Origin of the sequence: Rhodobium orientis, assembly GCF_003258835.1 — a bacterium.
Lineage (GTDB): Bacteria > Pseudomonadota > Alphaproteobacteria > Rhizobiales > Rhodobiaceae > Rhodobium > Rhodobium orientis.
Genome location: NZ_NPEV01000014.1, coordinates 40,355 through 66,861 on the forward strand (window position 1 = coordinate 40,355; position 26,507 = coordinate 66,861).

At 66.2% G+C, this 26,507-nt stretch carries 21 protein-coding genes and 1 pseudogene; 7 read left to right on the forward strand and 15 right to left on the reverse strand.

Annotated features, from left to right (window positions below; all coding sequences use genetic code 11):
• Nucleotides 1-3: 3 nt before the first annotated feature.
• Nucleotides 4-1,776 carry a magnesium chelatase subunit D gene (locus tag CH339_RS08840; RefSeq protein WP_111433984.1) on the reverse strand — a complete coding sequence of 591 codons (1,773 nt, stop codon included), beginning with the start codon at nucleotides 1,774-1,776 and terminating at the stop codon, nucleotides 4-6.
• Entirely contained in the window at nucleotides 1,769-2,800 is a 1,032-nt protein-coding gene (gene bchI, locus CH339_RS08845) for a magnesium chelatase ATPase subunit I (protein ID WP_111433985.1), read from the reverse strand. The genes CH339_RS08840 and bchI overlap by 8 nt, the downstream gene beginning before the upstream one ends.
• A 422-nt stretch (nucleotides 2,801-3,222) precedes the next feature.
• On the opposite strand from bchI, the gene dxs reads away from it, so the two are divergent.
• The 3 genes from dxs (at nucleotide 3,223) to menA (ending at nucleotide 7,822) form a co-directional block, all read left to right on the forward strand.
• The gene (dxs, locus tag CH339_RS08850; protein ID WP_111433986.1) at nucleotides 3,223-5,172 is read left to right on the forward strand and encodes a 1-deoxy-D-xylulose-5-phosphate synthase; all 1,950 of its coding nucleotides are present in this window, start codon (nucleotides 3,223-3,225) and stop codon (nucleotides 5,170-5,172) included.
• Nucleotides 5,173-5,467: 295 nt separating this feature from the next.
• A complete protein-coding gene (locus CH339_RS08855; RefSeq protein WP_111433987.1) occupies nucleotides 5,468-6,325 on the forward strand; it encodes a cobalamin B12-binding domain-containing protein in 858 nt (285 codons plus the stop codon).
• 549 nt (nucleotides 6,326-6,874) lie between these two features.
• Nucleotides 6,875-7,822 (forward strand): 1,4-dihydroxy-2-naphthoate octaprenyltransferase, encoded by a 948-nt coding sequence (menA, locus tag CH339_RS08860; RefSeq protein ID WP_170138453.1) that lies wholly within the window; start codon nucleotides 6,875-6,877, stop codon nucleotides 7,820-7,822.
• Nucleotides 7,823-8,360: 538 nt separating this feature from the next.
• Here menA and CH339_RS08865 read toward each other — a convergent pair.
• From CH339_RS08865 to bchE, 4 genes and pseudogenes are all read right to left on the reverse strand, one after another.
• Entirely contained in the window at nucleotides 8,361-9,284 is a 924-nt protein-coding gene (locus tag CH339_RS08865; RefSeq protein ID WP_111433989.1) for a cytochrome c1, read from the reverse strand.
• 252 nt (nucleotides 9,285-9,536) lie between these two features.
• Nucleotides 9,537-10,814, reverse strand: a pseudogene (locus CH339_RS08870) (cytochrome b); the annotation flags it as partial.
• Between the two features lie 25 nt (nucleotides 10,815-10,839).
• Nucleotides 10,840-11,496 (reverse strand): bacteriochlorophyll 4-vinyl reductase, encoded by a 657-nt coding sequence (gene bchJ / locus CH339_RS08875; protein ID WP_201241050.1) that lies wholly within the window; start codon nucleotides 11,494-11,496, stop codon nucleotides 10,840-10,842.
• A 9-nt stretch (nucleotides 11,497-11,505) separates the two neighbouring features.
• Entirely contained in the window at nucleotides 11,506-13,185 is a 1,680-nt protein-coding gene (gene bchE, locus CH339_RS08880; protein WP_111433990.1) for a magnesium-protoporphyrin IX monomethyl ester anaerobic oxidative cyclase, read from the reverse strand.
• A 268-nt stretch (nucleotides 13,186-13,453) separates the two neighbouring features.
• On the opposite strand from bchE, the gene CH339_RS08885 reads away from it, so the two are divergent.
• The 3 genes from CH339_RS08885 (at nucleotide 13,454) to panC (ending at nucleotide 16,203) form a co-directional block, all read left to right on the forward strand.
• Nucleotides 13,454-14,335 carry a bile acid:sodium symporter family protein gene (locus CH339_RS08885; RefSeq protein ID WP_170138455.1) on the forward strand — a complete coding sequence of 294 codons (882 nt, stop codon included), beginning with the start codon at nucleotides 13,454-13,456 and terminating at the stop codon, nucleotides 14,333-14,335.
• 174 nt (nucleotides 14,336-14,509) lie between these two features.
• Nucleotides 14,510-15,355: a 3-methyl-2-oxobutanoate hydroxymethyltransferase gene (gene panB / locus CH339_RS08890; protein WP_111433992.1), complete on the forward strand. Its 846-nt coding sequence runs from the start codon at nucleotides 14,510-14,512 to the stop codon at nucleotides 15,353-15,355.
• Complete coding sequence (panC, locus tag CH339_RS08895; protein WP_111433993.1) at nucleotides 15,352-16,203, forward strand: pantoate--beta-alanine ligase; 852 nt, start codon at nucleotides 15,352-15,354, stop codon at nucleotides 16,201-16,203. The genes panB and panC overlap by 4 nt, the downstream gene beginning before the upstream one ends.
• A gap of 56 nt (nucleotides 16,204-16,259) precedes the next feature.
• On the opposite strand, the gene CH339_RS08900 is transcribed toward panC, so the two are convergent.
• Nucleotides 16,260-17,858: a DHA2 family efflux MFS transporter permease subunit gene (locus tag CH339_RS08900; RefSeq protein WP_111433994.1), complete on the reverse strand. Its 1,599-nt coding sequence runs from the start codon at nucleotides 17,856-17,858 to the stop codon at nucleotides 16,260-16,262.
• Entirely contained in the window at nucleotides 17,855-19,039 is a 1,185-nt protein-coding gene (locus tag CH339_RS08905; protein ID WP_111433995.1) for an HlyD family secretion protein, read from the reverse strand. The genes CH339_RS08900 and CH339_RS08905 overlap by 4 nt, the downstream gene beginning before the upstream one ends.
• Before the next feature lie 245 nt (nucleotides 19,040-19,284).
• Between CH339_RS08905 and CH339_RS08910 the strand changes: the two genes are divergently transcribed.
• On the forward strand, nucleotides 19,285-19,908 hold the full coding sequence (locus CH339_RS08910) for a TetR/AcrR family transcriptional regulator (RefSeq protein ID WP_111433996.1): 624 nt from the start codon (nucleotides 19,285-19,287) through the stop codon (nucleotides 19,906-19,908).
• Between the two features lie 172 nt (nucleotides 19,909-20,080).
• Here CH339_RS08910 and CH339_RS08915 read toward each other — a convergent pair whose 3' ends face one another.
• The 7 genes from CH339_RS08915 to CH339_RS08945 all read right to left on the reverse strand — a co-directional run bounded on the left by CH339_RS08915 (nucleotide 20,081) and on the right by CH339_RS08945 (nucleotide 26,506).
• A complete protein-coding gene (locus CH339_RS08915; protein WP_111433997.1) occupies nucleotides 20,081-20,356 on the reverse strand; it encodes a hypothetical protein in 276 nt (91 codons plus the stop codon).
• Nucleotides 20,357-20,359: 3 nt separating this feature from the next.
• Complete coding sequence (locus CH339_RS08920; protein WP_111433998.1) at nucleotides 20,360-20,929, reverse strand: cytochrome c oxidase subunit 3; 570 nt, start codon at nucleotides 20,927-20,929, stop codon at nucleotides 20,360-20,362.
• On the reverse strand, nucleotides 20,926-22,860 hold the full coding sequence (locus CH339_RS08925; RefSeq protein WP_111434026.1) for a nitric oxide reductase activation protein NorD: 1,935 nt from the start codon (nucleotides 22,858-22,860) through the stop codon (nucleotides 20,926-20,928). Before CH339_RS08925 ends, CH339_RS08920 begins: the two co-directional genes overlap by 4 nt.
• Before the next feature lie 8 nt (nucleotides 22,861-22,868).
• A complete protein-coding gene (locus CH339_RS08930; protein WP_184443332.1) occupies nucleotides 22,869-23,657 on the reverse strand; it encodes a CbbQ/NirQ/NorQ/GpvN family protein in 789 nt (262 codons plus the stop codon).
• Nucleotides 23,658-23,680: 23 nt separating this feature from the next.
• On the reverse strand, nucleotides 23,681-25,051 hold the full coding sequence (locus CH339_RS08935; protein ID WP_111434000.1) for a cbb3-type cytochrome c oxidase subunit I: 1,371 nt from the start codon (nucleotides 25,049-25,051) through the stop codon (nucleotides 23,681-23,683).
• A gap of 10 nt (nucleotides 25,052-25,061) precedes the next feature.
• Nucleotides 25,062-25,514: a c-type cytochrome gene (locus CH339_RS08940; RefSeq protein WP_111434027.1), complete on the reverse strand. Its 453-nt coding sequence runs from the start codon at nucleotides 25,512-25,514 to the stop codon at nucleotides 25,062-25,064.
• Between the two features lie 104 nt (nucleotides 25,515-25,618).
• Complete coding sequence (locus CH339_RS08945) at nucleotides 25,619-26,506, reverse strand: FAD:protein FMN transferase (RefSeq protein WP_201241053.1); 888 nt, start codon at nucleotides 26,504-26,506, stop codon at nucleotides 25,619-25,621.
• Between the last annotated feature and the right edge of the window lies 1 nt (nucleotide 26,507).

Sequence of the window (26,507 nt, forward strand, 5' to 3'; positions counted from 1 at the left end):
CGCCTATCCCCGCTGCATATAGCCGGATACGACCGAGGACACCGCATGGGCATTGGCATGCGGCAGGGCGTGGTAGTCGGCGGTCATGGCCCGCGCCAGCGCCGAGGTCTTGTCGCGCGGCCGGCGGGCGATGTCGATGACGACGGTCGGAACGTTCAGCGCCGCATAGTGGGCGGCGACCATCCTGGCGTCCTGTTCCGCATCCGCCCGTCCGGCATGGCCGTCGAGCGCGATATTGGCGCTGCCGTCGGTGAGGATGACGATGAGCGGGCTCTGGCCGCGTCGGCGCACCGAAAGCGCCAGTTCCAGCGCATTCATCATGCCCGAGGCCAGCGGCGTGCCGCCACCGCCCGGAACGGCGGCAAGGGAGCGCTTGGCCCGCACCAGCGAGCGGGTCGGCGGCAGCAGAAGCTCCGCCTGGCGGCCGCGAAAGGCGATCAGCGCCACATTGTCCCGGCGCACATAGCATTCGGCCAGCAGCAGTTCGGCCGCGCCCTTGGCCTCGCCGAGCCGGTCGATGGCCGTGGAGCCGGACGCATCGACGGCAAGGATCGCGGTCGATTCCGTCTCGTGCTTGAAGCGCGTGAAGCGGAAGTCGGATTTGTGGATGTCGAACCGGCCGGGCTTTTCGCGGCCGGCCTTGGCCCGCTCGCGCCGGCGGATCTCCTGCCACAGCGCGGCGCTTCTGAGGGTCGCCAGCACGTTGACCCGGGCGCCGGGGAAGGGCGGCTTGGCGCTGACGCCGATCGGCCGGCCGCGCTTGGCGTTCTTCAGGACGGCACCGGCCTTGCCGGCATCGGAGTTGCGCGCCGCCATCGCCTTTGGAACCTGGCGGTTGATGTCGAGGGAGGCGGGAAGGTAGGCCTTTTCGACCGCGACCAGCAGATCCTGAAGCGCCTCCATGTTGAGGACGCCTTCCTCCGGCTCCTGCTGCTCTTCTTCCTGTTCTTCCTGAGGCGGATCGGGCGGCGCCTCTTCCTGCTCTTCCGGCTCGGCGGCGGCCATCACGGTCGGCAGCACGAGGCGCACGGCGGCGCCGGCATGGCTGGTTGCGACTTCACTGGCGCCGTCGAGCGCGGCAATGATCCGCGCGACGCGTTCCAGGAAGATGGCCGGGCGCATGGAGAAGCGGCCGGATTGCAGGGCGACGGCGCAGAGCGCACCCAGAATGTCGTCGGAAACGGTGATCGCGGCGATCGCCTCGGCACTCGGCAGCGGGCCCTTCGGCGCCTCGGTTTGGTCCGCCTCGCGCCAGCTCACAGGCGTGAGGTCGATGGCAAGGGCCATGCGGTCGGTGAGGGCGGGGGCGACCCCTTCCTCGGTGTCGATGCCCTCGTCGAGGGCGACCAGTGTGACCGAGGCCGGCTGGACGGCGGAGATGCCGTTGCGCTCGATACGGATCACGCCGGAATCGAGCACGCCGCCGGCAATGGCGACGACCGACGGCCCGGCCCGCTCGGCCATGGCGATGACAACGGCGCCGCCGTCGGCGCGGGCAAAGAGGCCGCGCTCCACGATGGGCTTGCCGTGCTCAAGGGTGGCGGCGACATCGAGCCCGCCGATCAGCGCGCCTTCCGGCAGGGAGGGGGTCACCCGCTTCCATGGGGTCTCGTCGGGCAACAGGCTGCGGTAGTAGGAAAGCCAGGCGTCGCGGACGGGGCCAGCGCGGGCGCGCAGGTGGATGCCGCCGAGCGCGGGGCCGGCAACGGCCAGCACCCGTGCTGCAAGCAGCGCATCCTCCCAGATGCCGGGCACCTCGCCGGACGGCTCAGGCATTGGCGGCCTCTCCGTCGAACACCTCCCGGACGATGCGCTCCACGCGCACCGTCGATCCCGCCTCGTCGAGCGGGTCGCGCCGGAGCCGATGGCGCAGCGCGGTGGTGGCGATGGCGCGGATGTCTTCGGGCGTGGTCTTCCTGCGGCCGGCGAGCGCGGCGCGGGCGCGCCCGGCGCGGATCAGCGTGAGTTCGCCGCGAAGGCCATCGACGCCAAGGCCGAGGCAGAGCGTCGCCGCGATTTCCAGCACCTCGTCCGGGGTCTCGACCTCGGGCAGCACCTTCTTGGCCTTGCTGATCTTGGAGCGGATGCGCGCGTCCTTCGCCTTCCATTTCTCCATGAAGGCATCCGGGTCGTGGTCATAGGCATCGCGCCGGCGGATCACTTCGATCCGTTCCTTGATGTCCTTCGGCGAGGTCACTTCGACGGACAGGCCGAACCGGTCGAGGAGCTGCGGGCGCAGCTCGCCCTCTTCCGGGTTGCCGCTGCCGATCAGGATGAAGCGCGCCGGATGGCGCACGCTGAGGCCCTCGCGTTCGACGATGTTGAGCCCGGAGGCGGCGACGTCGAGGAGGAGGTCGACGAGATAGTCCTCAAGCAGGTTGACCTCGTCGATATAGAGAAAGCCGCGATGGGCCTTGGCGAGAAGCCCCGGCTCGAACGCCTTTTCGCCGTTGATCAGCGCTTTTTCGAGGTCCAGCGCGCCGACCACCCGGTCGTCGGTGGCGCCCAGCGGCAGGTCGATCACCGGCGTCGGCTTCTTCACCTTCTTGGGCGGCTTCGGGCTCGAACAGACGGGGCAGATATCGACCGGATTGTCCGGCGGGCAGTTGTAGGGGCACTCGCCGCGGGTCTCGATCGACGGCAACAGGGCGGCCAAAGCGCGCACGGCGGTGGATTTCGCCGTGCCCCTGTCGCCGAGCACCAGAACGCCGCCCAGCGCCGGTTCCACGGCGGCCATCAGCAGCGCATTCTTCATCTCTTCCTGACCGACGATGGCGGCAAAGGGAAATGGACGCGTCATGTTCCTACAACTTTGTTATTCGCTCAGGTTCGGGGGGCACCTGACGTCGACATGGCAGGAAATGCAAGCCGTAAAACGGCGTAGGCGTGTGGCCGGACGATCCGTCCCGTGGCTGGCATTTTTCTCCAACGGTTGGCCGAAAGCCGCAGCGTCGGGAGGATTGGCGCCTGCCGACACATCGGGTCCATGGCGGCCCATAGAATAACCCGGTGCGACGATATGTAAATAAAAATTGACACTCGTATGTCAATTTCTATTTACAAAGCGGGTTCAAAGGACAAATATGCTCCGCGAGGCGGCGCCGCCAGGCCGCAGACGCCCGCGGCCGTGGCAGCGCCGATTGCCATTCTAAGGTTCGCCCGACGGGGCGGGGGACGCATCCCCGGCAAGCCGGACGAAGAACCCGGAGGCCCGACACCTACATGAACACCCAGTCGCCGGAACATCTCGCCACCCCCCTCCTCGACACCGTGTCATCGCCCGCCGATCTCCGCCGCATGAGTGTGGACGACCTGACCCAGCTCGCCAAGGAAGTGCGCTACGACATGGTGCGCACGGTCTCCAAGACCGGCGGGCATCTGGGATCGAGCCTCGGCGTCGTGGAACTGACGGTGGCGATCCACGCCACCTTCGACACCCCGCGCGACAAGCTGATCTTCGACGTCGGCCACCAGTGCTATCCGCACAAGATCCTGACCGGCCGCCGCGACCGCATGCACACCCTGCGCCAGGGCGGCGGGCTGTCCGGCTTCACCAAGCGTTCCGAGAGCCCCTACGATCCGTTCGGTGCCGGCCATTCCACGACCGCCATTTCCGCCGGCCTCGGCTTTGCCTATGCCCGCGACCTCGGCGGCGATCCGGGCGATATCGTCTGCGTCATCGGCGACGGCGCCATGTCCGGCGGCATGGCCTATGAGGCGATGAACAATTGCGGCGATTCCGGCAAGCGGCTGATCGTCATCCTCAACGACAACGACATGTCGATCTCGCCGCCGGTCGGTGCGCTGTCGAACCATCTGACACGCATCTGCGCCCAGCGCCCGCTGCAGGACGCCAAGGCCCGCGCCAAGGAAATCGCGTCGCTGTTCCCGACGCCGTTCCGCGAGGGGGCGGATCGCGCCAAGGACCTCCTGAAGGGCATGGTCATCGGCGGCACGCTCTTCGAGCAACTCGGCTTTTCCTACGTCGGCCCGGTCGACGGCCACGATGTGCCGCTCTTGATGAAGGTGCTGAGGAACGTCCGCGCCAGCGAGACCGGCCCGGTTCTGATCCACGTCCAGACCGTCAAGGGCAAGGGCTACAAGCCGGCCGAGATCGCCCACGACAAGTGCCACGGCGTCTCCCGCTTCGACATCGTCACCGGCGAACAGGCCAAGCCGAAGACGGCGAAGATCAGCTACACCAAGGTGTTCGCCAATTCGATCGTGCAGGAGGCCGAGGACGACCCGCGCGTCGTCGCCGTCACCGCCGCCATGCCGGCCGGCACCGGCCTCGACAGGATGATGGAGCGCTTTCCCGAGCGCTGCTTCGACGTCGGCATCGCCGAGCAGCACGCGGTCACCTTCTCGGCCGGCCTTGCCGCCGGCGGGATGAGGCCCTTCTGCACCATCTATTCCACCTTCCTGCAGCGCGGCTACGACCAGGTCGTCCACGACGTCGCCATCCAGGGCCTGCCGGTGCGCTTCGCGCTCGACCGCGCCGGCCTCGTCGGCGCCGACGGGCCGACCCATGCCGGCGCCTTCGACATCGGCTATCTCGCCAACCTGCCAGGCTTCGTCGTCATGGCCGCCGCCGACGAGGCGGAGCTGATGCACATGGTGGCGACCGCCGCCAAATACGACGCCGGCCCGATCGCCTTCCGCTATCCGCGCGGCGAGGGGCTCGGTGTCGAACTTCCCGCGCGCGGCCAGCCCTTGGAGATCGGCAAGGGCCGCATCGTCAAGCGCGGCCGCCAGGTGGCGATCCTGTCGCTCGGCGCGCGCCTCGGCGAATGCCTGAAGGCCGCCGGCGAACTGGATGCCCTTGGCCTCTCCACCACCGTCGCCGACGCCCGCTTCGCCAAGCCCCTCGACACCGACCTGATCGCGGACCTGGTGCGCGAGCACGAGGTCCTGATCACCATCGAGGAGGGCGCCACCGGCGGCTTCGGCGCGCTGGTCCTACACCACCTCGCCGGCGAGGGGCTCCTGGACCACGGCCTGAAGATCCGCACCATGACCCTGCCCGACGCGTTCGTTGCGCACGATACGGTGTCGGCAATGTACGACGCGGCCGGCCTCAGCGCCCGGCATATCGTGGACAAGGCCGTCGCGGCCCTGGGCCTCGGCGAAGGCACCGAGGAGGAGGGGCGCAAGGTCGTCTCGCTCGCCTGAGCGCCCGGTCGCCGGGCGCCCCGTTTTCGGGGCCGAAAACACGTCGCAAGGACGGGCGCCTGTCGTTTCGACAGGCGCGAGGGTCCGTATTTCTCCCTGCGCTAATATGACAGACTTGCGGATATCGACTCTGTACCAGTCGCTGTATACGGTGATGGACAGTGCGGGGCAAAAAAGCCGGACGGTATGTCTACAAATATTGACACTCAGGGTCCGTCCGCCTTTAGATATAGACACAATAATATAAAAAACTGCGTGTTCCCGCCCGACAAAACTGCGCGTTTGGGAGGCGCATATGTCTGCAGGGGAATTTGCTGACACCGACATGACCCGCGATGCGGTCCAGAGGGCAGTGTGGCGCAACGCGATGGACTGCGCCCGCGCCGGAGACGGAATGACCGACGTCCTGGAAGAGATCGTCGAGCGCCAGATCCTGCCCCGGCTGATCACGGCCGGCAAGGCGGCCGGCCGCAGCGACGCGGGCGATGCCGAGATGGTCATCGGCGAGGATGACATCGACGTGCTGATCCGTCTTCTGATGGACGGCAGGGCGGACGCCTGCTGCGATTTCGTCCACCACGTCTTTCACACGGGCGTCAGCCTGCAATCCATCTATCTCGACCTGCTTGCGCCCGCGGCCCAGCGCCTTGGCCCCCTGTGGCTCGACGACGACATCGATTTCGTCGACGTCTCCATGGCGCTTGCAAAGCTGCAGACGCTGATCCTCAAGGTCGCCCGCTGCGAGGCCATCAATCCGGCGCTGCCGGACCCGGACCGGCGCATCCTGCTCGCCCGCGCCCGCGGCGAACAGCACGCCTTCGGCCTGATGATGGTCGCCGAATTCTTCCGCCTCGGCGGCTGGCAGGTCTATGGCGGCACCGATCTGGAGTCCGGGCACGAGCTCAACCGGGCCGTCGGCGAGCGCGCCTATTCGGTGGTGGGGCTTACCGCCGGCTCGCGCTGCAAGGCGGTGGAGCTTGCCGACGACATCAAGGCGCTGCGCAAGAATTCCCGCAATCCCGGCCTCAAGGTCCTGGTCGGCGGCGCCGCCTTCTGCATCGACCCGGAACTCGCCCGCGAGATCGGCGCCGACTTCACCGCATGCGAAGGCATCGATGCGGTCGAGCGGGCCGAGGCCTGCCTCGCCGGGTGACGTCCGTCTCTCCCTCGTCCATGCAATCCCGATCGAAAGACCATATATGCGGGGCACGGTGCTGCGGCGATCCGGCAATTGCATCCTCCTTACCGCTTTTGCTACCCGGACCCTTCGGCCGGAGGAACGGCATGCAAAGGCAGGAAATCCTGCGACGGCTACGGTTTGGCAACCCATCGCGGGCGAGGCTTGCAAGCGCGCGGCCGGGCGCCTTGCCGCGCGAGATGATCCGGCACGGCGGACGATGCGTAGGAAGGGCGCGGCGGAACGACACGGCGACCGGTCATTTCCTCCCGACGACCTGTCGCTGCGTCAAAATAACTGGACATTGTGCAAGGTGGTTTGGCTATAAGTGTCAAGTAAACTTGACAAGCGCGGTGCGGACCTCCAACCATGACCGTAGCGACGGTTGCGCTTTCGGCGCAAAACGTTCACGAGGGTCCCAAGGCGCTCCATTCTTGCGTCATGGACCGGCCTCCGGCTGGGCCCGACCGGCCGCATGCCGCGCGGCGATGACACTGGGATGAAGGGGCCGAAATGGAACAGCCGATGACAATCAACGAGCACGGCTTCACCGATCCTTACGATGCCGCCCGGGCGCGCAGTTTCGGCAGTTCGCTTCTCAACATTCTTCTGATGGCGATCCGGCCGCAGACGCTGGTGCTGTCCGTCGTCCCGGTGATGGCCGGCAGCTACTGGGCCTGGGCCACACACGCCACGGTCAGCTCCGCCGTTGTCATCTGCGCCATCGTCGCCTCCGCCGCGATCCAGATCGGCACCAATCTGTGGAACGACGTCAAGGACGGCATGCGCGGCCAGGACGGCACCGGCCGCCTCGGCCCGCCCCGCATGACCGCCCTCGGCCTTGCCTCGCCCAAGACCCTCAGGCTCTGGGCCTATGCGGCCTTCGGCACGGCGATCGCCTGCGGTCTCGTTCTGGTCGCCATCGGCGGCTGGCCGATCGTCGTCATCGGCGTCGTCTCGATCGCCTGCGGGCTCGCCTATTCGGCCGGGCCGCGGCCGATCTCCTTTTCCCCGCACGGCGAGTTGTTCGTGCTGGTGTTCTTCGGCATCGTCGCCGTTGCCGGCACCTATTACCTGCACACCGGCCTGGTTTCGGCGTCCTCGATCGGCCTTGGCGCCATCGTCGGCCTGCCGGCCGCCGCCGTGCTCCTGGTCAACAACCACCGCGACCGCATCTCCGACGAAAAGGCCGGTCGCCGGACCCTCGCCATCGTCGTCGGCAGGAAGGGCACCCATCTGCTCTACGGTGCGATGATGGTGCTGTCGGTTGTCGGTGCCGCGCTGTTCCTGCAGCCCCATGGCTGGGTCGGCTGGCTGGCGATGGCCGTGCCGATGGTCGTCGCCGTCTGGTTCACCCTCGGCTTCCGCAAGGAGCCGGTCAGCCCCAGGCTCAACGCCTATCTCGGCCGCACGGGCAGCTTCCAGCTCCTGCTCGCGGTCTCGATTGCGGTCGCCGTCGGCTTCCCGAACTAATGTCTCCCGCCAATCGATAAGAACGTTTCGCCGGGCGCCCGAGAGGCGCCCGCGCAGCGTTTTCGGCTGCCTGGCGTATGGCCGGTGTCCGTCGCCTCTTGTCCATGCCCAAAACTGTCGGCCATCTCCCCGAACGCAACCCCGGGCCGTAGGTCTGGGCCCGGTGGCCCGCCGGATGACGCCCGGCAATGTTGCAGGAGAGGGGGCGACACGGCGAGCAGATCCGCGCCCGCATCAGGCGGCGGGACGCAGTCGTCCAGAGACCCGACGGCGCAAGCCTTGGCCCTTCCGCATCCTCTCGCGTGTCCATCGTTCCTTGTCTGGCAGATGAGCCGTCACAAAGGCCCGTGCAGGCGTCGCTTGGGGAAAGGGGCGGAAAGGGTCGGCCAGACAGCGATTGACCTCTCAGGGGCGGCCTGGCGCCGTCGTGACGGCCCGAACCGGGATCGGTCGGATAGGGAGGGGAGGGAGGGGCCCTGCAAAGAAAAAGCCCGCCGGCGAGGGCGGGCTTTTCCATTGTCGAGTGGGCCGGCGCCGGTCAGTGCTCGACGTTGCGCCAGATGTGCTTCTTGACCAGGAAGAGCAGGCCGGAGAGCAAGATCAGGTAGAGCACGACGGCGATGCCGATGCGCTTGCGCTCCTCCAGCTTCGGCTCTGCGGCCCACATCATGAAGGCGGCAACGTCGCGGGCGTACTGGTCGATCGTCTGCGGGGTGCCGTCGTCATATTCGACGAGGTCGTCGAACAGCGGCGGCGCCATGGCGAGGTAGGTGCCGTGGATCGTCGAGACGCCGTCCTCCTTGCAGCCTTCCGGCACGCCGCCGACCGCAAAGGCGGTGTTGTAGTAGCCCTCGAAGTCGGCACCGCATTCCGGCGCATCCTCATAGCCCGTCATCAGGGCGTAGATGTAGTCCGGGCCGGATTCCTGGTGCGTGGTGACCATGTCGATGATGAACCACGGGAAGCCGCGCTCATGGCCCCGCGCCTTGGCCAGCAGCGAGAAGTCCGGCGGCAGGGCGCCGTTATTGGCGTATTTCGCCGCTTCGTCGTTGGCGAATGGCGACGGCCAGCGGTCGGACGGCTTGCCGGGCCGCTCGAACATCTCGCCCTCTTCGTTGGGGCCGTCCTTGACGGTGTACTCCTCGGCGAGCGCCTTGGCCTCCTCCTCGGTGAAGCCCGGACCGCCGGGATCGGCGAGGTTGCGGAAGGCGATGTACTTCATGCTGTGGCAGGCCGAGCAGACCTCCCGGAACACCTTGAAGCCGCGCTTGAGCTGGGCGTCGTCGTAGTAGCCCCAGGGGGCCTTGAAGGTCCACCAGTTGTCTGACGGCGAGGCGACCTCCGAGGCCCTGGCCGGAGACGAGCCGGCGACGCTCGCAGCGAGGATGGCGGCGGCCAGCATGGTGGCGGAAAAACCCAGCAGGCGACGGGGCACGGATGCCGTGGTGATGGTCTGTGACATCGTTCAGCCCTCCTTCTTCGGCGTGGGGGTCGAAGTGTCGACCGGTTTTGCATCGCCGGGTGTCGCCTCGTCCGCCGGCTTTGCGGCTTCCGTGGGCTTGGCGCCAGCGACCGGCTTTGCCGGATCGGCAGGCTTTGTAGCGTCGGCGGGTTTGGCGGCGGCGTCTTTCTTGGCGGCCTCATCCGCCGCTTTCTTCCTGGCGGCTTCCTCCTCGGCGGCCTTCTTCTTGGCCGCTTCGGCCTTCTTCTGGGCGGCCTGGGCCTCCTTCTTCTTCCTGCGCGCTTCGTCCTTCTTCTCGTGCTCGGCGATGTCCTCAAGCACGGCGGCCGAGATCGTCGGCGGCAGGTTCTTCGGCCGCTCGATCAGGCCGAGGATCGGCAACAGGATGATGAAGTGGACGAAGTAGTAGCCGGTACCGTACTGGGCCAGAGCGACATAGACGCCTTCGGCCGGCTTGGAGCCGAGCCAGCCGAGGAAGACGCAGTCGGCGACCAGCACCCAGAAGAACAACCGGTAGATCGGCCGGTAGCGCGTCGACTTCGCCTTGCACGGGTCGAGCCAGGGCACGAAGAACAGCACGATGATCGAGGCGAACATGACGAGGACGCCGCCGAGCTTGTCCGGGACGGCCCGAAGCATGGCGTAGAACGGCAGGTAGTACCATTCCGGCACGATGTGCTGCGGGGTGACCAGCGGATCGGCCGGGATGTAGTTGTCCGGGTGGCCGAGATAGTTCGGCTGGAAGAACAGGAACCAGGAGAACAGCACCAGGAACACGACCGCGGCATAAAGGTCCTTCATCGTCACATGGGGCGTGAAGGGCACCGTGTCCTGCTTGGTCTTCGGCTCGACGCCGGCCGGGTTGTTGGAGCCGACATAGTGCAGCGCCCAGACGTGCAGCAGCACGATCGCGGCGATGATGAACGGCAGCAGATAGTGCAGCGAATAGAACCGCTGCAGGGTCGGGTTGCCGACCGAGAAGCCGCCCCACAGCCACTGCACGATCGGCTCGCCGAATTCCGGCACGGCCGAGAACATGCTGGTGATGACGGTGGCGGCCCAGAAGCTCATCTGGCCCCAGGGCAGCACGTAGCCGGTGAAGCCCGTCGTCATCATCACGAGGTAGATCAGCACGCCGAGGATCCAAAGCACCTCGCGCGGCGCCCGGTAGGAGCCGTAATAGAGGCCGCGGAAGATGTGTACATAGACGGCGAGGAAGAAGAACGACGCGCCGTTGGCGTGCATGTAGCGGATCAGCCAGCCGAAATTCACGTCGCGCATGATGTGCTCGATGGAATCGAAAGCCATCTTCTCATGCGGCGTGTAGTGCATGGCCAGCACGATGCCGGTGAGGAGCTGGATCACCAGCATCACCGTCAGGATCATGCCGAAGGTCCACCAGTAGTTCAGGTTCTTCGGCGTCGGAAAATCGATGAACTGCTCTTTCACCAGGCTGATCACGGGCAGGCGTGACTGGACCCAGCGGCCGAGGCGGCTCTTCGGATGGTATTTTTCTATTTCAAGCATCAATCCATCCTCTCGAGGGATTGGCGGATCAGGAGGCGGACGCCCGGGAAGGGCCCCCGCCGGATATGTCGATGGTGAAACGGCAGGCCGGCGCTCCGTCATGGCAGCAGGAGGCGTGCGTGACGGTGGTGCGCGGAGAAACGAGGCTGCGGTAGAGCCGTTCGAAGACCGCCCGGTGCCAGGCACAGCCGGGCATGGCGAGCGGATTGTCGGCGATCTCCACCACGATGGGAGAGCCGGGCGCAGCGCTGAAGGCGCCGGAGCCGGCAAAGGTCCAGGAATGCTGCGCGATCGCCTTGGTCAGCAGTGGCGCCGCGAGCGGACCCGGGAGAATCTTGAGGAGAGTGCGGGCGAAGCCGGGAATGCGGTTGGCCATGATGTAGTCGGCGGTCGCAAATCCCGCTTCCTCGGCGATTGAGGCCGCGGTCTCCGCGTCAAGCTCGGCAAAGAGTGCGGAAAACAGCGCGGCCGGAATGCGCTCGTCGACCATCTCGTCGGGCAGGTCGTCCAGCATCGGCGCAAAGCCGGCGCGCGCGAAAACGGCACGCGCCCGCACCTCGCCGAGGCGAAGCTGCAGCACGATGGCAAGCTGGATGACGGCGTTGGGACCGACGCGGGCCGGCGTGGCGGACATTTCCGCCGGCGCCAGCCCGTCCTGGTGTTCCTGGACGCGAGTGTACGACATGGCCGCGCTCTACTCGGCGGCAACGGACCCCTGGTCGGCGGCGTCTTTGGCCTTTGCCGCCCGCCGGGCTGCAAGTTCCTCCGCCGTGTACAGCTCTTCTTCCGATAGCTGCTCGTCGCCGCCGCCACACGCCATGGCGTCCATGCGCTTGGCACGGGCCCTGGCGGCGCGATCGGCCGCGGCTTCCCAGTCCTCCTCTTGCGCCTGGGCGATGCCCCGCGTCTGGTCGAACTGGAAGTCGACGCCCTTCTTCGACTGCGGGCCCCAATAGTTGACCCGGCCGAGGTCGTAGAACTTGCGCTGGAAGCCGGCCTTCAGGAAGGCCTTCAGGCAGCCGAGCAGATACCGGCGCCGGTAGCCGATGCCGCGCCAGGGATAGTGGAACAACGCCTTGCGGATGTAGAAGCGGCGGTAGTTGCTCATGACCCGGTCGAGCAGTTCGGCCCGGTCCATGGCAGCCGGCTTCATGATCGGCGTGACGAAGTTGTACTTGGAGAAGTCGAACACCTCGACCTTGTCGCCGAGTTCATGGAACAGCGACGAGAACGGCCACGGCGTGTACATCGACCAGTTGGCAAGGTCCGGATCCCAGTCCCTGGCCATCTGGTAGGTTTCTTCCAGGGTCTCGGCGGTCTCGTTTTCCAGGCCGACGATGAACTGGGCTTCGGTGAAGATGTCGGCCTTGCGCAGCAGCTCGATCGCCCGCTTGTTGTCCTCGACCTTGGTCTCCTTGTTGAACAGGTCGAGCTTGAGCTGGGCGGCGGCCTCCGTGCCGAGGCTGACATGGACGAGGCCGGCCTTGCGGTAGAAGTCCAGGTATTCCTCGTCGCGCAGGATGTCGGTGACGCGGGTGTTGATGCCCCACTGGATCCGCTTCGGCAGGTCGCGCGCGATCAGTTCCTCGCAGAACGCGATGAACTTCTTGCGGTTGATGGTCGGTTCCTCGTCGGCCAGGATGAAGAAGCCGACCTTGTGGTTGTTGACGAGGTTCTCGATCTCGTCGACCACCTTCTTGGGGTCGCGGATGCGATAGTCGCGCCAGAACTTCCACTGCGAGCAGAACGAGCAGGTGAACGGGCAGCCGCGCGCCATGTTGGGGATCGCGACGCGGGTGTTCAGCGGCTCGTAGATGTATTTTTCCCACTCCAGGATCGACCAGTCCGGCTCGATGGAATCGAGGTCCTTGATCGTCGGCGCGGCGGCTGTCGCGGTGATCGTCTCGCCGTCGCGATAGGCAATGCCGAGGATCTTGTCCCGCTCGGCCGGCCAGCGGCCGTCCCTGATGGCGTCGGCAAGCTCGACGATGATCTCCTCGCCTTCGCCGCGCACGACCACGTCGATCCACGGCGCCTCGGAGAGCACCTGCTTGTACATGAAGGTGGCATGCACGCCGCCGATGCACCGAACCGCGTTCGGGCATTTTCGAAGCGCCACTTCCATGACGCCCTCGGCCGCATAGATCGACGGGGTGATCGACGTCACGCCGACGAAGTCCGGCTGCAGCTCTTCCAGCATGCGGCCGAGCTCTTCCTCGCCGATATCGTCGGTCATGGCGTCGATGAAGTGCAGATCGGTGTAACCCGCTTTCTTCAGCGATCCGGCAAGATACGCCGCCCAGGCCGGGGGCCATCTGCCCGCGATTTCCGCGCCGCCGGACTGATAGTTCGGGTGGACAAGAACAATTCGCATTGGCTTCACTCCCACGGCCGTCAACATATCATTACGGCCTATAGTGTCAATCTGACTTTACATTATTTTGCGGTGCATGACAGGGCGATGTGACACTATGGCATCCCGCCGGCGCGTTACGTTGCGAGCCGTCAATGACCGACCGTCGAACCGGTGCTTCGAGTGCGGCTGTGGCGGCGGCAATCTTGCGGGCCGGGATGGTCTGTGCGAAAGGCCGATGCCAGTCGTTTCGGGACCTGGCGCTCAAAGAAGGACGGGGCACGCCGCCATGACAGCCAACATTCTCCTGCCCGCCGGCCTGTTCGTCATCATGACCGTGGTCGGTCTCGGCATGCGGCCGATCGACTTTGCGCGCCTGAGGGACGGCAAGCGGGCGCTGGTCTTCGGCCTTGCCGCCCAGATCCTGGGATTGCCGCTGATCGCCTTCGGCCTCGCCCACCTTCTCGGCCTGTCGCCGGAAATGGCGGTCGGGCTGGTGATTCTCGCCGCTTCGCCGGGCGGCGTCACCTCCAACTTCCTGACCATGCTGGCCCGCGGCGACGTCGCCCTGTCGATCGCCATGACGGCGGTGACCAGCGCGCTCTCGCTCGTCACCGTGCCGTTGGTCGTCGGCTTCGGCCTCGCATATTTCCTCGGCGCGGCGGAGACCATCTCCATGCCGCTCGGCCGCACCATCGGCTCGATCGTCGTCGTCACCGCGCTGCCGCTCATCGTCGGCATGACGATCCGCGCCAAAGCGCCGGGCTTCGTGCGCCGCAATGTCGGTCTTGCCCGGCGCCTGGCGACGCTGATCTTCGCCATGATCGTCGCCTGGACCTTCTGGGTCGAACGCGATTCGATCAGCACCTACTGGGCCGAGGTCGGCCCGGCCGTCCTTGCCCTCAACGTACTGGCCATCGGCCTCGGCTTCGGCCTTGCCGCGCTCCTCAGGCTTCAGGCGCGCCGGGCGATCGCCATTGCCGTGGAATGCGGCCTGCAGAACGTGGCGCTCGCCATGTTCATCGCCTTCGTGCTCCTGGAAACGCCGCTGCTGTCTGTGCCGGCGATCATCTACGCCATCGCCATGAACCTCTCGGTGATTGCGGTCATCGCCATCGGCCGCAAGACGCTCGCCGAAGAGGACCCGCTGGCGCTGGAAAAAGGGGCCTGAGGCGGACCTGCGCGACCGAATGCCGCAAAGGGCAGGGCGGTTCGGGGCGCTCCCCGGCGTCTGCCCGCGACCGCATTTCGGCCGCCCGCAGCCATGTTTTTTCTTCGCACCTGCACAATCCTGTGCCAAATACGGGGCCCAACCGAGAACGCCTATCCCCGGGAGGTGATAACAATGAGCGCGACAGCACGCGCCACGGCTCTGGCATTGCCGGACATCGCCGCGCGCAAGGGCAAGGACCCGCTGGTCTGCCTGACCGCCTACACGACGCCGGTCGCCCGGCTGGTCGATCCCCACTGCGACGTGGTGCTGGTCGGCGACAGCCTCGGCATGGTGCTGCATGGCCTTCCCTCGACCCTCGGCGTGACGCTGGACATGATGATCCTGCACGGCCAGGCGGTGCGCCGCGGCGTGGAGCGCGCCTTCATGGCGGTCGACATGCCCTTCGGCAGCTATGAGGAAAGCCCCGAACAGGCGTTCCGCAATGCCGCGAAGGTGATGACCGAGACCGGCTGCGCGGCGGTCAAGCTGGAAGGCGGCGTTGCCATGGCCGAGACGATCCGCTTCCTCGTCGCCCGCGGCATTCCGGTGATGGCCCATATCGGCCTGACCCCCCAGGCGGTGAATTCCTTCGGCGGCTACGCGGTGCAGGGCAGGGGCGAAGGCGCGGAGAGAATCCTTGCGGATGCCCGCGCGGTGACGGACGCCGGCGCCTTTTCCGTGGTGCTGGAAAAGATCCCGGAGACGCTTGCTGCCAGAATCACCGACGAGATCGCGATCCCGACCATCGGCATCGGCGCCTCGCCGGCCTGCGACGGCCAGATCCTCGTCGTCGACGACATGCTCGGCCTGTTCACCGACTTCCGGCCGAAATTCGTCAAGCGGTATGCCGAGCTGGGCGAGGCCGCGGCAGGCGCCGTTGCCGCCTATGCCGAAGAGGTTCGGGCCCGCCGTTTCCCGGCGCCCGAGCACGTCTTTGCCGACAAGCCGAAGGCGAAAAGCGGGACCGAAGGCGCATGAGCGTTGCCATCGTCCGCACCCGCGCGGAACTGCGCGAGACCGTTGCCAGCTGGCGCAAGGCCGGCCTCAAGGTCGCCGTCGTGCCGACCATGGGCGCGCTCCACGAGGGACATCTGAGCCTCGTGCGCGCTGCCCTGGAACGGGCCGAGCGGGTCATCGTCACGCTCTTCGTCAATCCCAAGCAGTTCAACAACCCGGAAGACTACGCCTCCTATCCGCGCACCGAAGCCGACGATGCGGCCAAGCTCGCGCCGCTCGGCGCCCACATGCTCTATTGCCCGGAGCCGGAAGAGGTCTATCCGCAGGGGTTTTCAACGACGGTGACGGTGGGAACCGTCAGCGAGGGCCTCTGCGGCGCATTCCGGCCCGGCCATTTCGACGGCGTTGCCACCGTCGTCGCCAAGCTCTTCCTGCAGACCGGAGCCGATTGCGCCTTTTTCGGCGAGAAGGATTTCCAGCAGCTCCATGTGGTGCGCCGGCTCGCCCGCGACCTCGATATTCCGATCGAGGTCGTCGGCTGCCCGACGGTGCGCGAGACGGACGGCCTGGCGATCTCCTCGCGCAACGTCCACCTCAAAGCGGAAGAGCGCGCAATCGCGCCGAAGCTCGCCGAAGCCTTGCGCGCGGCCGCACATGCGCTGGAAGGCGGTGCGGCCCTTGCGCCGATCGTGGAGACGACGAAGGCTGCGATCCTCGCTGCGGGGTTTTCGAAGGTCGAATATCTGGAACTCAGGGCCGAGGCGGACCTGACGCCGCTCGCGGCTGCCGACCGGCCGGCGCGGCTCCTCGTTGCCGCCTGGCTCGGCGCCACCCGCCTCATCGACAATGTGAAGGTCCTGCCGGAATAGCATTGCGAAGCTTCTGCGCGGTAAAGACTTGCGTGGCGTTTGAACGCGAAAATCAATCAATGTGCTGCAACGTCACCGTGGTCCGGTTTGCGCAGCAGGAAGACCAGCGGCCACGCCACTACGAACGCCAGCGCCATGAGAAGGAATACGTCGTTCCAGGCCATGATATTGGCCTGCTGCGCGAGTTTGGTGACGACGACTTTGATGGCGGCAAGCGACGGGTCTCCGATCGCCGGGTTTGCCGAGAACAGGGTGGTCAACTTGTCGATCTGCTCGGTGGCGATCCGGTTGGTGTCCGGCAGGGATTCCACCAGCCACCAATAGTGTCGGTCGTAGCGGCCGTCCCAGACGGTGTTGATCATGGCGAGACCGACGGCGCCACCCATGTTGCGAAACACGTTGAAGAGGCCGCTGCCGCCGCTGACCAGTTCGGTCGGCAGGGTGCCGAGCGCGGCCGTCGTAATCGGCACGATGCACAACATCAGGCCGCTGCCGCGCACGGCCTGGGCCAGGAACAGATCCCAGAACGCCACCTCGCTGGTCATCTGCGTGTTCAGGTAAAGGCCGGCGGCCACGACCAGGAAGCCGACGGCGAGCAGCGCTCGCGGGTCGATGCTGTTGCTGAGCCGTCCGGCTAGCGGCGCGGTCAAGAACATCGCTGCGCCGGTCACGAACATCACCTCGCCGACCTGCAGGGAGTTGTAGGAGCGCACCTGGGACAACACCTGCGGCAGGATGAAGGTCTGGCCGTAGAGGCAAACGCCGAGAACGAAGGTCAGGATACAGCCAACGGTGAAGTTCCTGTTGCGAAAGGCGTGCAGCTCCAGCACCGGATTTTCCACCGTCAATTCGCGCCACACGAGCGCGACGGCGGAACCGGCGGAAATGATGGCAAAGATGGTGATGTAGCGGTCGTCGAACCAGTCGTTGCGCGGACCTTCGTCGAGCACGAATTCCAGTGAGCCGAGAAATCCGGCAATCAGTACGATGCCGATCAGGTCGACTTTTCTGAGCAGTCCCGGTTCGGCCTCGTCGATGTCGATGGCGATCGGGACGGCGATGGCGACGATCAGGCCGGGAAGCACGTTGACCAGAAACAGCCACTCCCAGGAATAGAATTCGGTGATGTAGCCGCCGAGCGTCGGGCCGGCGGCCGGTGCAACCGTCGCGGTGAGGCCGACCACCACCGTGCCGAGCATGCGGCGGTTTGGCGGGAAGAGTTTGAAGACAGCGGCGAACACGGTCGGGATCATCGCCCCGCCGACGAACCCCTGGATGGCCCGGAACCAGATCAGGGAATTGATGTCCCAGGAAAAGGCACACATGACGCTGGTGATGGTGAAGCCGGCGGCCGAGGCGCTGAACAGCCAGCGCGACGACATCACCCTGGCGAGCCAGCCCGACAGCGGGATCATCACGACCTCGGCGACCAGGTACGCCGTCTGCACCCAGGTCACGTCGTCGACCGAGGTCGACACGCCGGCCTGGATCTGGGGCAGGGAACTGGCGACGATCTGGATGTCCAGGATCGCCATGAACATGCCGAGCACCATGAAGAAGAAGCCGAAGGCGCCGCCGCGCGGCTTGAACGCGGCGTCCCCGCCGGGCGCGGCGGCGTCCGGTTGCTGTCTTCCAGGTCGGTCGGTGGCGCTCATTCGTCGGCAGGCTTGGTGTTGACGCGGACGACGACGGAGGTCCCCGGCCGTAGCGCCAGGCCGTCGTCGGGCAGGTTCTTGAGGCGGATCTTGACCGGGATGCGCTGCACGATCTTGGTGAAGTTGCCGGTGGCGTTCTGCGGCGGCAGTAGGGCGAATTCCGAGCCGGTCGCCGGTGCCACGCTGTCGATGGTGCCCTCGACCGTTCGCCCGCCGAGCATGTCGAAGGTGAGGTCCACCTCCATGCCGTCGCGGAAGCGCCGGACCTGGGTCTCCTTGAAATTGGCGACCACATAGATGGCGTCCATTGGCACGATGCTCATGAGGCGCGTGCCCGGCCCGACATATTCGCCGGGATCAATACCGCGATTGCCGATGAGGCCGGCGCGCGGCGCGTGGATGACGGTGCGATCGAGATTGGTCTGGGCCTGCCGCAGGGCCGCGTTGGCGCTGTCGCGATCGGCGATGCGCTGCTTCTTCTGCCAGTCGAGCACCTTGAGCTGCTGCTCGTCGGCGGCGATCGCCGCCGTCGCCTTGTCGCGAGCGGCCTGGGCAAGGCGGAGCGCGTTGTCGGCCTGATCGAGGGCCTGTTTGCTCGTCGCGCCGGTCGCGGTGAGCTTGTCCTTGCGCTTGAACTCGGTCTCGGCGAGGTCGAGATTGGCCTTTGCCGTCTCCAGGTCGGCCCTGGCCGCGTCGAGCTGGCGGAGCTGCAGGGTGCGGCTGGCCTCGATATTGGCGATCGCCGCTTCCGCCGCGGCAAGGCTGGCCTCGGCCGAGGCGCGCGATGCCAGATAGTCGGCATCGTCGATGCGCACCAGCACGTCGCCCTTTTCGACCCGTTGGTTGTCCTTGACGGGAACCGCGACGATGCGGCCGGTAACCTCGGCCGACAGCGAGACGATGTCGGCCTTAATGTAGGCGTCGTCGGTTTCTTCGATGAACCGGCCCACCTGCCACCAGTGGTAGCCATAGGTTCCGGCAGCAGCAAGCACGGCCAGAAGGACGGCGGCGACGACGAGCTTCCGGCTGCGCCTCGGCCGGCCGTTCCCCTCAGACGGCTCTTCCGTCGGCGGCGCCTCCGGCGACCCTTCGGCCGTCATTGGTGCATCTGGCGTCTCCGGCGTGGTTGCCGGCCGGCTTCGATCCTCCGAAAAGGCGTTTTTGTCCGGTTGTGTGTTCATTCGGTGGTATCCTATGGCGCGGAGCCGAATGCGGCGCCACGTCGGAAAAAGGTACAATTGCCGCCGCAGGGTCGGACGGGATCGCGTGTCAGGAACGAATGGCAAATGCACGCGGAGGAAAAGGTCCGAACGCGCACAAGGTCAAAACCTAAAATAAACCGATCAGTTTAATTTGCAAGTTGATCGGCGGCGTTTTTCGGCCTATTTACGCCAGTGTTGGTAAACGGAACGGCGAAGATCCAGTCATGAACCGGCATAAGAGAGCGGCATCGAAAGCGGCGCAAATCATGGGCGGCGCCAGGCAGGCCTTCCACGAGTCCGGCTATGACGGGGCCAGCGTCGACGACATCGCGGCTCGTGCCGGTGTATCTAAGGCCACGATATATAAGCACTTTTTTGACAAGAGTGATCTCTTTCTTTCTTTCATTCGGCAGGAGTGCGAGGCAAATCGCAATCGTATCTTCCAGGTCGAATTAAGGGAGCGTGATGTCAAGCAAGCGCTCTTGAACCTTGCGATCAGCTATCTTGATCTCATTCTCTCCGATCTTGCCCTGAACACGTTTCGCTTGGTCATAAACGAAACCAAGCGGTTTCCTGAAATCGGCCAGGTGTTCTACGAGTCGGGCATAGGTAAGGGGAGCCGGCATCTCGCCCAGTTCCTGGCCGGTGCGGTGGCTCGCGACGTCCTCGATATCGACGACATCGACCTGGCGGCGCAGCAGTTCATGGAATTGTGCAAGGCCGACCTGTTCTACAAGCATCTCTTCGGCGTGAAACCGGATGTCTCCGACGCCGAAAAGCAGCGGATCGCCGAAAAGGCCGTCGAGGTGTTCTGGAAGGCCTACGCCGCAGATCAGGGCGGCGCCTGACCGGCGCGCCGGCGGTGCGCAAGGCGCTAAAAAGGTGTGCACCAGTTGCCAGCCCCCCTTGAGTAGGTGAAGGGCGACGCCGCTTCATGACGGCTGGGCGTAGGAATGATGCATCGCCGTCAAGCTCCAAACCTTCACGCCACAGACCCGACCTGCGGTCAGACCGGTGCCTTCAGATCGCGGGCGACAGGTAAAGCCCCAGCAACAGCAGCGCGTAGAGCGCCAGCGTGATCTCGAAGCCCTTGCGCCAGAACGGGGCGGCGGCAAGGCCGAGATAGGCGTTGAGGATGAGCCGGGCCTTCAGCCAGGAAAGCGTGAGGATCACAGCGCCGGCCGCCGTGAGCGCGGTCTTGGACAGCCCGGACCCGACCGCAACGGCGATCGCGGTCGAGCCGAGGCAAAGGACGATCAGCGCCGTCCATGCGCGCAATAGCGGATCGCGCGGCATCGCTCACCTCAACAGATAGAGCACGGGAAAGAGGATCACCCAGACGAGGTCGACCATGTGCCAGAACGCGGTGCCGACCTCCAGGCTGTGCGGGCTGTCCTTCCAGCCGATAAGGGCGAGGATGACGATGCCGGCGACGACATGGGCAAAGTGGAAGCCCGTCAGCAGGAAATAGAAGGTGAAGAAGGGGTGGGTCTCGGTGGACAGGCCGGCGGCGAAGGCGTCCGAGAACTCCCAGCCCTTGACGACGAGGAAGACGGTGCCGAGCAGCGCGGCAGCGGCCAGGAGGAGCCGCGTCCTGCCGCGCCTGCCGCCGCACCTTGCCCGGACCGCCAGCGCGGCCAGGAACCCGGAGGTCACCAGCACCACCGTGTTGATGCCGGCGGCGGCCCGGTGGAGATGGTCCTGGGCCGCGGCAAAGCCGGCGGGGTCGGTGATGCGCACGGAAAGGAAGGCGGCGAGGCCGGCCCCGAACACCAGAAGTTCGGAGACGATCAGCACCCACATCATCAGATCGCCCGGCAATTGCTCGAGCGGATCGGCGGACGGGATTGTTCTCGCCGTCCCGCTCATGCCCCGACCAGGTGCCGGTAGATCTCCGGCAAGGCGGCGGTGAGCCGGTCCGGATGGGATATCTGGGCATAGCCGCCGCGGCCGAAAATGCGCGGGAACCAGGAGCGGGCGTCCCTGTCGACGGTGATCCCGAACACCGCATGGCCGGCCCGCCGCGCCTCGCGCACCGCCATGGCGCTGTCCTCGATGCCGTGCCGGCCCTCATAGTGGTCGAGGTCGTTGGGCTTGCCGTCGGTGATGACGAGGAGCAGGCGGCGCTTCTTGGCCTGTTCGGCAAGGCCGGCGGAGGCATGGCGGATGGCGGCACCGAGGCGGGTGTAGAATCCAGGCTTCAGGGAGCGGATGCGCGCCTCCACGGTCGCGCCCATCGGCTCGCCGAAGTCCTTGCAGCCGAGAAGGTAGACGCGGTTTCGCTTCAACGAGGAAAAGGCGTGGATGGCGAAATCGTCGCCGCAGGCGTCCAGCCCCCAGGCAAGCGCGGCCAGCGCCTCGCGCTCGATGTCGATGACCTGGCGGCCGGAAACGGCGCTCTCCGTCGAACGCGAGACGTCGAGCAGGATGGAGACGGAAAGACTGCGCGCCTGCGGCCGGCTCTGGCGCCAGACCCGTTCGTTGGCAATGCCGGTGGCCAGCCGGTCGGTGCTGGCGCGCACGGCCATGTCGGTGTCCAATTCGTCGCCGTCCAGGTGCCCGGCGGTCATCATGCGGCCGGGCCGCAGCGCCTCGAACTGGCGCTTGACCGAGCGGATGCGCCGGGCGGCCTGCGGGTCGTCGCCGAGCGGTGCGGCATCGTCCGGCTCCGCCATGCTTTCCAGAACCCGCACATGGGCGGGCAGGTACGTGCCTGTCCGCGCGTCCCATTCCGGATAGGTGTGCGTTGCCGAAAGGGCCTCGCGCTCGGCGTCTTCCGGGGCCAGGTCGAGATGCAGCTTCAGCCGCGTCGCCGGGCTCTTGGAGACCTGGCCAAGGCCGATCTCCTCCTGGTCGTCGGCCGCCTTTTTTGCATTGTCGGTGTCGTCGTCGTCGACCCGGCGGTTGAGGTTGAGAAATTCGGTCCAGCTGAGGATAGCCTCGAACTTGTGGAGGATCAGGCTATCCTTGCGGTCTGCCTCCTCGGAGCGGTGGCGCCGGGCGCGCTTGACGCCGCTCGCACCGTCCTCAGCGGGACCACCATCGGGCGGCGCCTCGTCCTCGTTGGTGGCGGAATTGGCGCGCTCCCGGCAGTCGATCCACAGCGGCGCCGGCCGGAAGGGGCGGTAGCCTCGCGGTGCGCGAAGGGCGGTGAGGTCGCCGGTGCGGCAGGCAACGAGCATGCTGGCGGCAAGGCTCGACAGCGGCCGGCGGTCGCCGAGGACGTGGCGCACGAGATCCTCCACCGCGGTCTCGACCGGAGGAAGCCTGCGGGTCGGGCGATCGGCAAGGCAGGCCCGGCAAAGGTCACGCTGCAGCCCCGCCAGCCCGGGCGCCTCGACGAGCGTGCGCATCGTTGCCGCCATCGCCGCCATGATCGCGGCGATATCGGCCCGGAGCAGGTCGTCATGGCGCGGCGGCGGGCAAAGGTGGGGCGCCAGGGCCGCCAGCCAGAGATAGAGCGCCACATTCGCCTCGCGGTCGTGAAAAACGGCGAGCGATGCCGGCAGGCGCAGGGTCTCGCCGTCGAAGCTGGCGCGCGGCACCCGCTCCGCCTCGGTCGCCAGCCGCCGCCGGAACGACAGCCGGTGCCGGCTCTCCTCGGCATCCACCGGCCTCAAATCCACCTCCGGGCTGCCGCCGAGCCCGCGATAGAAAACGGCCAGCCGTCCTTCGACCTCTGCGAGGTCGACACGGGCACCGTCATGCTCCGCGGTCACATCGAGACGGCTGGCCAGGGTGTGCCACAGTTTCCCGACGGTCTCTTCGGGTTCCCATGGCTCGATGTCGATCTTCGTCATGGCCTGCCTCATCCATAAACGGCCAGGACAAGATCGAGCAGCCCGCGCTTGACGTCGGCGTCGTCGGTCAGCGGCTCGATCATCGCCACCGACACCGCCCGCTCGACCGGCATTCCGGTGGCGATGAGGGTCGCCGCATAGACGACGAGGCGCGTCGAGACGCCTTCCTCAAGATCCTGCCCCTTGAGGCCGCGCAGCTTGTTGGCGAGCCGCACCAGGGGCTGCACCCGCGCCTCGTCCAGCCCGCTTTCGCGTACCACCACCGGCACCTCGTGCTCGGGCGCCGGGAAGTCGAATTCAAGGGCGATGAAGCGCTGCCGGGTCGACGGCTTCAGCGTCTTCAGGATGTTCTGGTAGCCGGGATTGTAGGAGGCGACGAGCATGAAGCCGGGCGCGGCGGCGATCTCCTCGCCGGTGCGGTCGACCGGCAGGATGCGCCGGTCGTCGGTCAAGGGGTGCAGCACGACGGTGACGTCCTTGCGCGCCTCCACGACCTCGTCGAGATAGCAGATCGCGCCTTCGCGCACGGCGCGGGTCAGCGGCCCGTCGACCCAGACCGTCTCGCCGCCCTTCAGCAGATAGCGGCCGATGAGGTCGGCGGCGGACAGGTCGTCGTGGCAGGCGACGGTATAGAGCGGACGGGCCAGCCGGTTCGCCATATGGGTGACGAAGCGGGTCTTGCCGCAGCCGGTCGGGCCCTTGAGGAGCACCGGCAACCGGTTGGCGTGGGCGGCGGCAAAGACGGTGCATTCGTCGCCATGGGGAAGGTAGAAGGCGGCCGAAGCCGCCTTCTCCATGTTGAGCGGGGCGTTCACGCTCACTACTCCGCGGCCGCCTGCACGGCCGGGCCGGGCGCAACGACTTCCCGTCCGGGAACCAGCACCGAATAGAGGAACAGGAGGACGCCGAGGACGACCGCGACGCCGGAACCGAACCGCATCCAGAAGAAGATGGCGAGCTGGTCCTGCACCTCGATGAAGTTCATGCCCATGACGCGCTGCAGGTGCGTCTGCACGGCACCGGCAAAGGTCAGCGTGACGGTCATGAACACCATGCCGCTGCTCATCAGCCAGAACGAGGCCATGTTGAGCACCTGGTTGTAGGGATCCCGGCCCCTCAGGATCGGCGCCATATAGGTGAAGACGGCAAGGTTGAGGGCCACATAGGCGCCGAAGAAGGCAAGGTGGCCGTGGGCTGCGGTGATCTGGGTGCCGTGGGTGTAGTAATTGACGCCGTGCAGGGTGTGCAGGAAGCCCCAGACGCCGGCGCCGAAGAAGGCGAGGGTGGCGCAGCCGAGGCTCCACAGCAGGGCGGCCCTGTTCGGATGGTTGCGGCGACCCTTCCAGACCATGACGAAGGCAAAGCTCATCATCGCAAAGAACGGGATCACCTCCAGCGAGGAGAAGATCGAGCCGATCCACTGCCAGTATCCCGGCGTGCCGATCCAGTAGTAGTGGTGCCCGGTGCCGAGGATGCCGGAGAAGAGCGCCGTTGCGACGATGACGTAGAGCCATTTCTCGACCACTTCCCGGTCGACGCCGGTCAGCTTCAGCATCAGATAGGCGAGGATGGAGGCCATGATCAGCTCCCAGACGCCTTCGACCCACAGATGCACGACGTACCACCAGTACTGCTTGTCGAGCGCCAGGTTCTCCGGATTGTAGAAGGCGAACAGGAACAGGAGCGCCAGGCCCCACAGGCCGAGGAGCAGGATGTTGGTGACTGCCGTCTTGCGGCCCTTCAGCACCGTCATGGTGACGTTAAAGAGGAAGATGAGGGCGGCGACGACGATGCCGGCTTTGACCCATTTCGGCTGTTCCAGGAACTCCCGGCCCTCGTTGCCGAGGAGGAAATTGCCGTCAAACAGGTTGAACAGATAGGTGACGACGACGCCGGCCGTGCCGACGACGAGGATCAGGAGCTGCAGATAGGCGAGCATCGGCGAATGGATCTCGCGCTCCGACTCCTCCGGGATGAGGAAATAGGCGGCGCCGAAGAAGCCGGTGATCAACCAGACCACCAGGCTGTTGGTGTGCAGCATGCGGGCGATGTTGAAGGGAAGGATTTCCGACAGGAAGTTCGGCTGCACATAGATGTAGCCGAGGAGGAGGCCCATCAGGACCTGGACGGTGAACAGCGCCAGCGCGACATACATGTAGGCGAGCGCGATCTTCTGCGACTGGTATTTCATGGCGATCTCCTCAACCGGCGTCGTTCGGCGGCCAGTTCTGCGAGCGGATGGTCGACGTCCACAAAAGGAAGTCGGCGATCTGGCGATATTCTTCGTCGGTCAGGTCGAAATGCGGCATCTGCCGGCGACCCTCGATGCCGGTGGGCATGGAATCCATCCAGGACTTCAGCGTTTCGAAGGCCGCTTCCGGGTCGTCCTGGACGCCCCAGCGCACCATCACGTTGCTGAGTTCCGGGGCGAAATAGGCGCCTTCGCCGAGGATCGTGTGGCAGTTGATGCAGGCGTGCTTTTCCCAGAGGCGCTTGCCGGCAGCGACGCTTTCGGTCAGCTTCGCCGTGTCAGTCGATACGGTCGTTATGTAGTAATGGCTGTGTGCCGAAAGTCCCAGAAAAATCAATATGAAGAAGAGCGATCCCCCATAGAAGATATTTCGGGCCATGCTCTTTGTCATGACTTCGCGCATCTTGCGCCCCCTTTGCTGGAGCAGTTGATCATTTTCCATGAATTGGTGAAGGGGCGCGCCGGTGCCTTAACCAAAGTCAAGCGGGGCCGGATTTCGCGATCCGCCTATACCAGCGCGGCAAGGCGCGCGCCGGGAAACTGCTTCAGCGCAGCCGCGATGGCTTCCCGGTCCATGAGGCAAAAGGCGGTCGACAATCCATCGGCAAGGGCGGCGGAGGGCGCGGTTACCGCGGCGAGTCGCCAGCGGGCGGGCGAACCGCGCGCATCGATGATGTGGCCGAGGTGGCCGCCCGGTCCGATGCGTGTGCCGCCGGACGAGGAGACGGCAAGGGCGACGTTGGAAAGGCCGGTGCGCGCCACCTCCGTGCCGTCGGCAAGGGCGATGGCGGCGGCCCAGGGCGCGCCGTCGCCGCGCCGGCCGAGGCCGGCGATCTCGCCGATATCGATGAGGACGTTGCCGAAGCCGGCCGCACGGACGAGCTCGGCCACGCGGTCGGTGGCGAAGCCTTGGGCGATGCCGTTGAAGGTGAGGGCCATGCCGGGCCGGGCGAGGCGGATCTCTTCCGGCGCCACCTGCACGTTCCGCCAGCCGATGAGGCCGCGCGCCGGTGCCGGATCGCGCCCTTCGGCCAGCGCGCGCCACAGCGGCTGCACGGTCGGATCGAAGGCACCGTCGGTTGCTGCATGGACCTTGCCGGCAAGGTCGAAGAGCGCGAGCACGTCCGGCGCCGGAAAGGCGAGGCGGCCGGTGCGGTTGAGCCGGGTCAGCGAGGAGGCGGCATAGAGCGAGAAGTGCCGCTCGATCCGCGCCAGTTCCCCCTCGATGCGGCGGAATAGGCGCCGCGCCGCAATGCCGTCGGCACCCAAGAGCACGATACGGGCCTCGGCGCCGAGCGCCCGCCCGCGCCATTCCCGTGGCGGCGTTGCGGCCCTTGCCGGTCGGATTGCGGCGGCAGCGGCGACGATGGTGAGGAAGCGGCGCCGGGTCAGCATG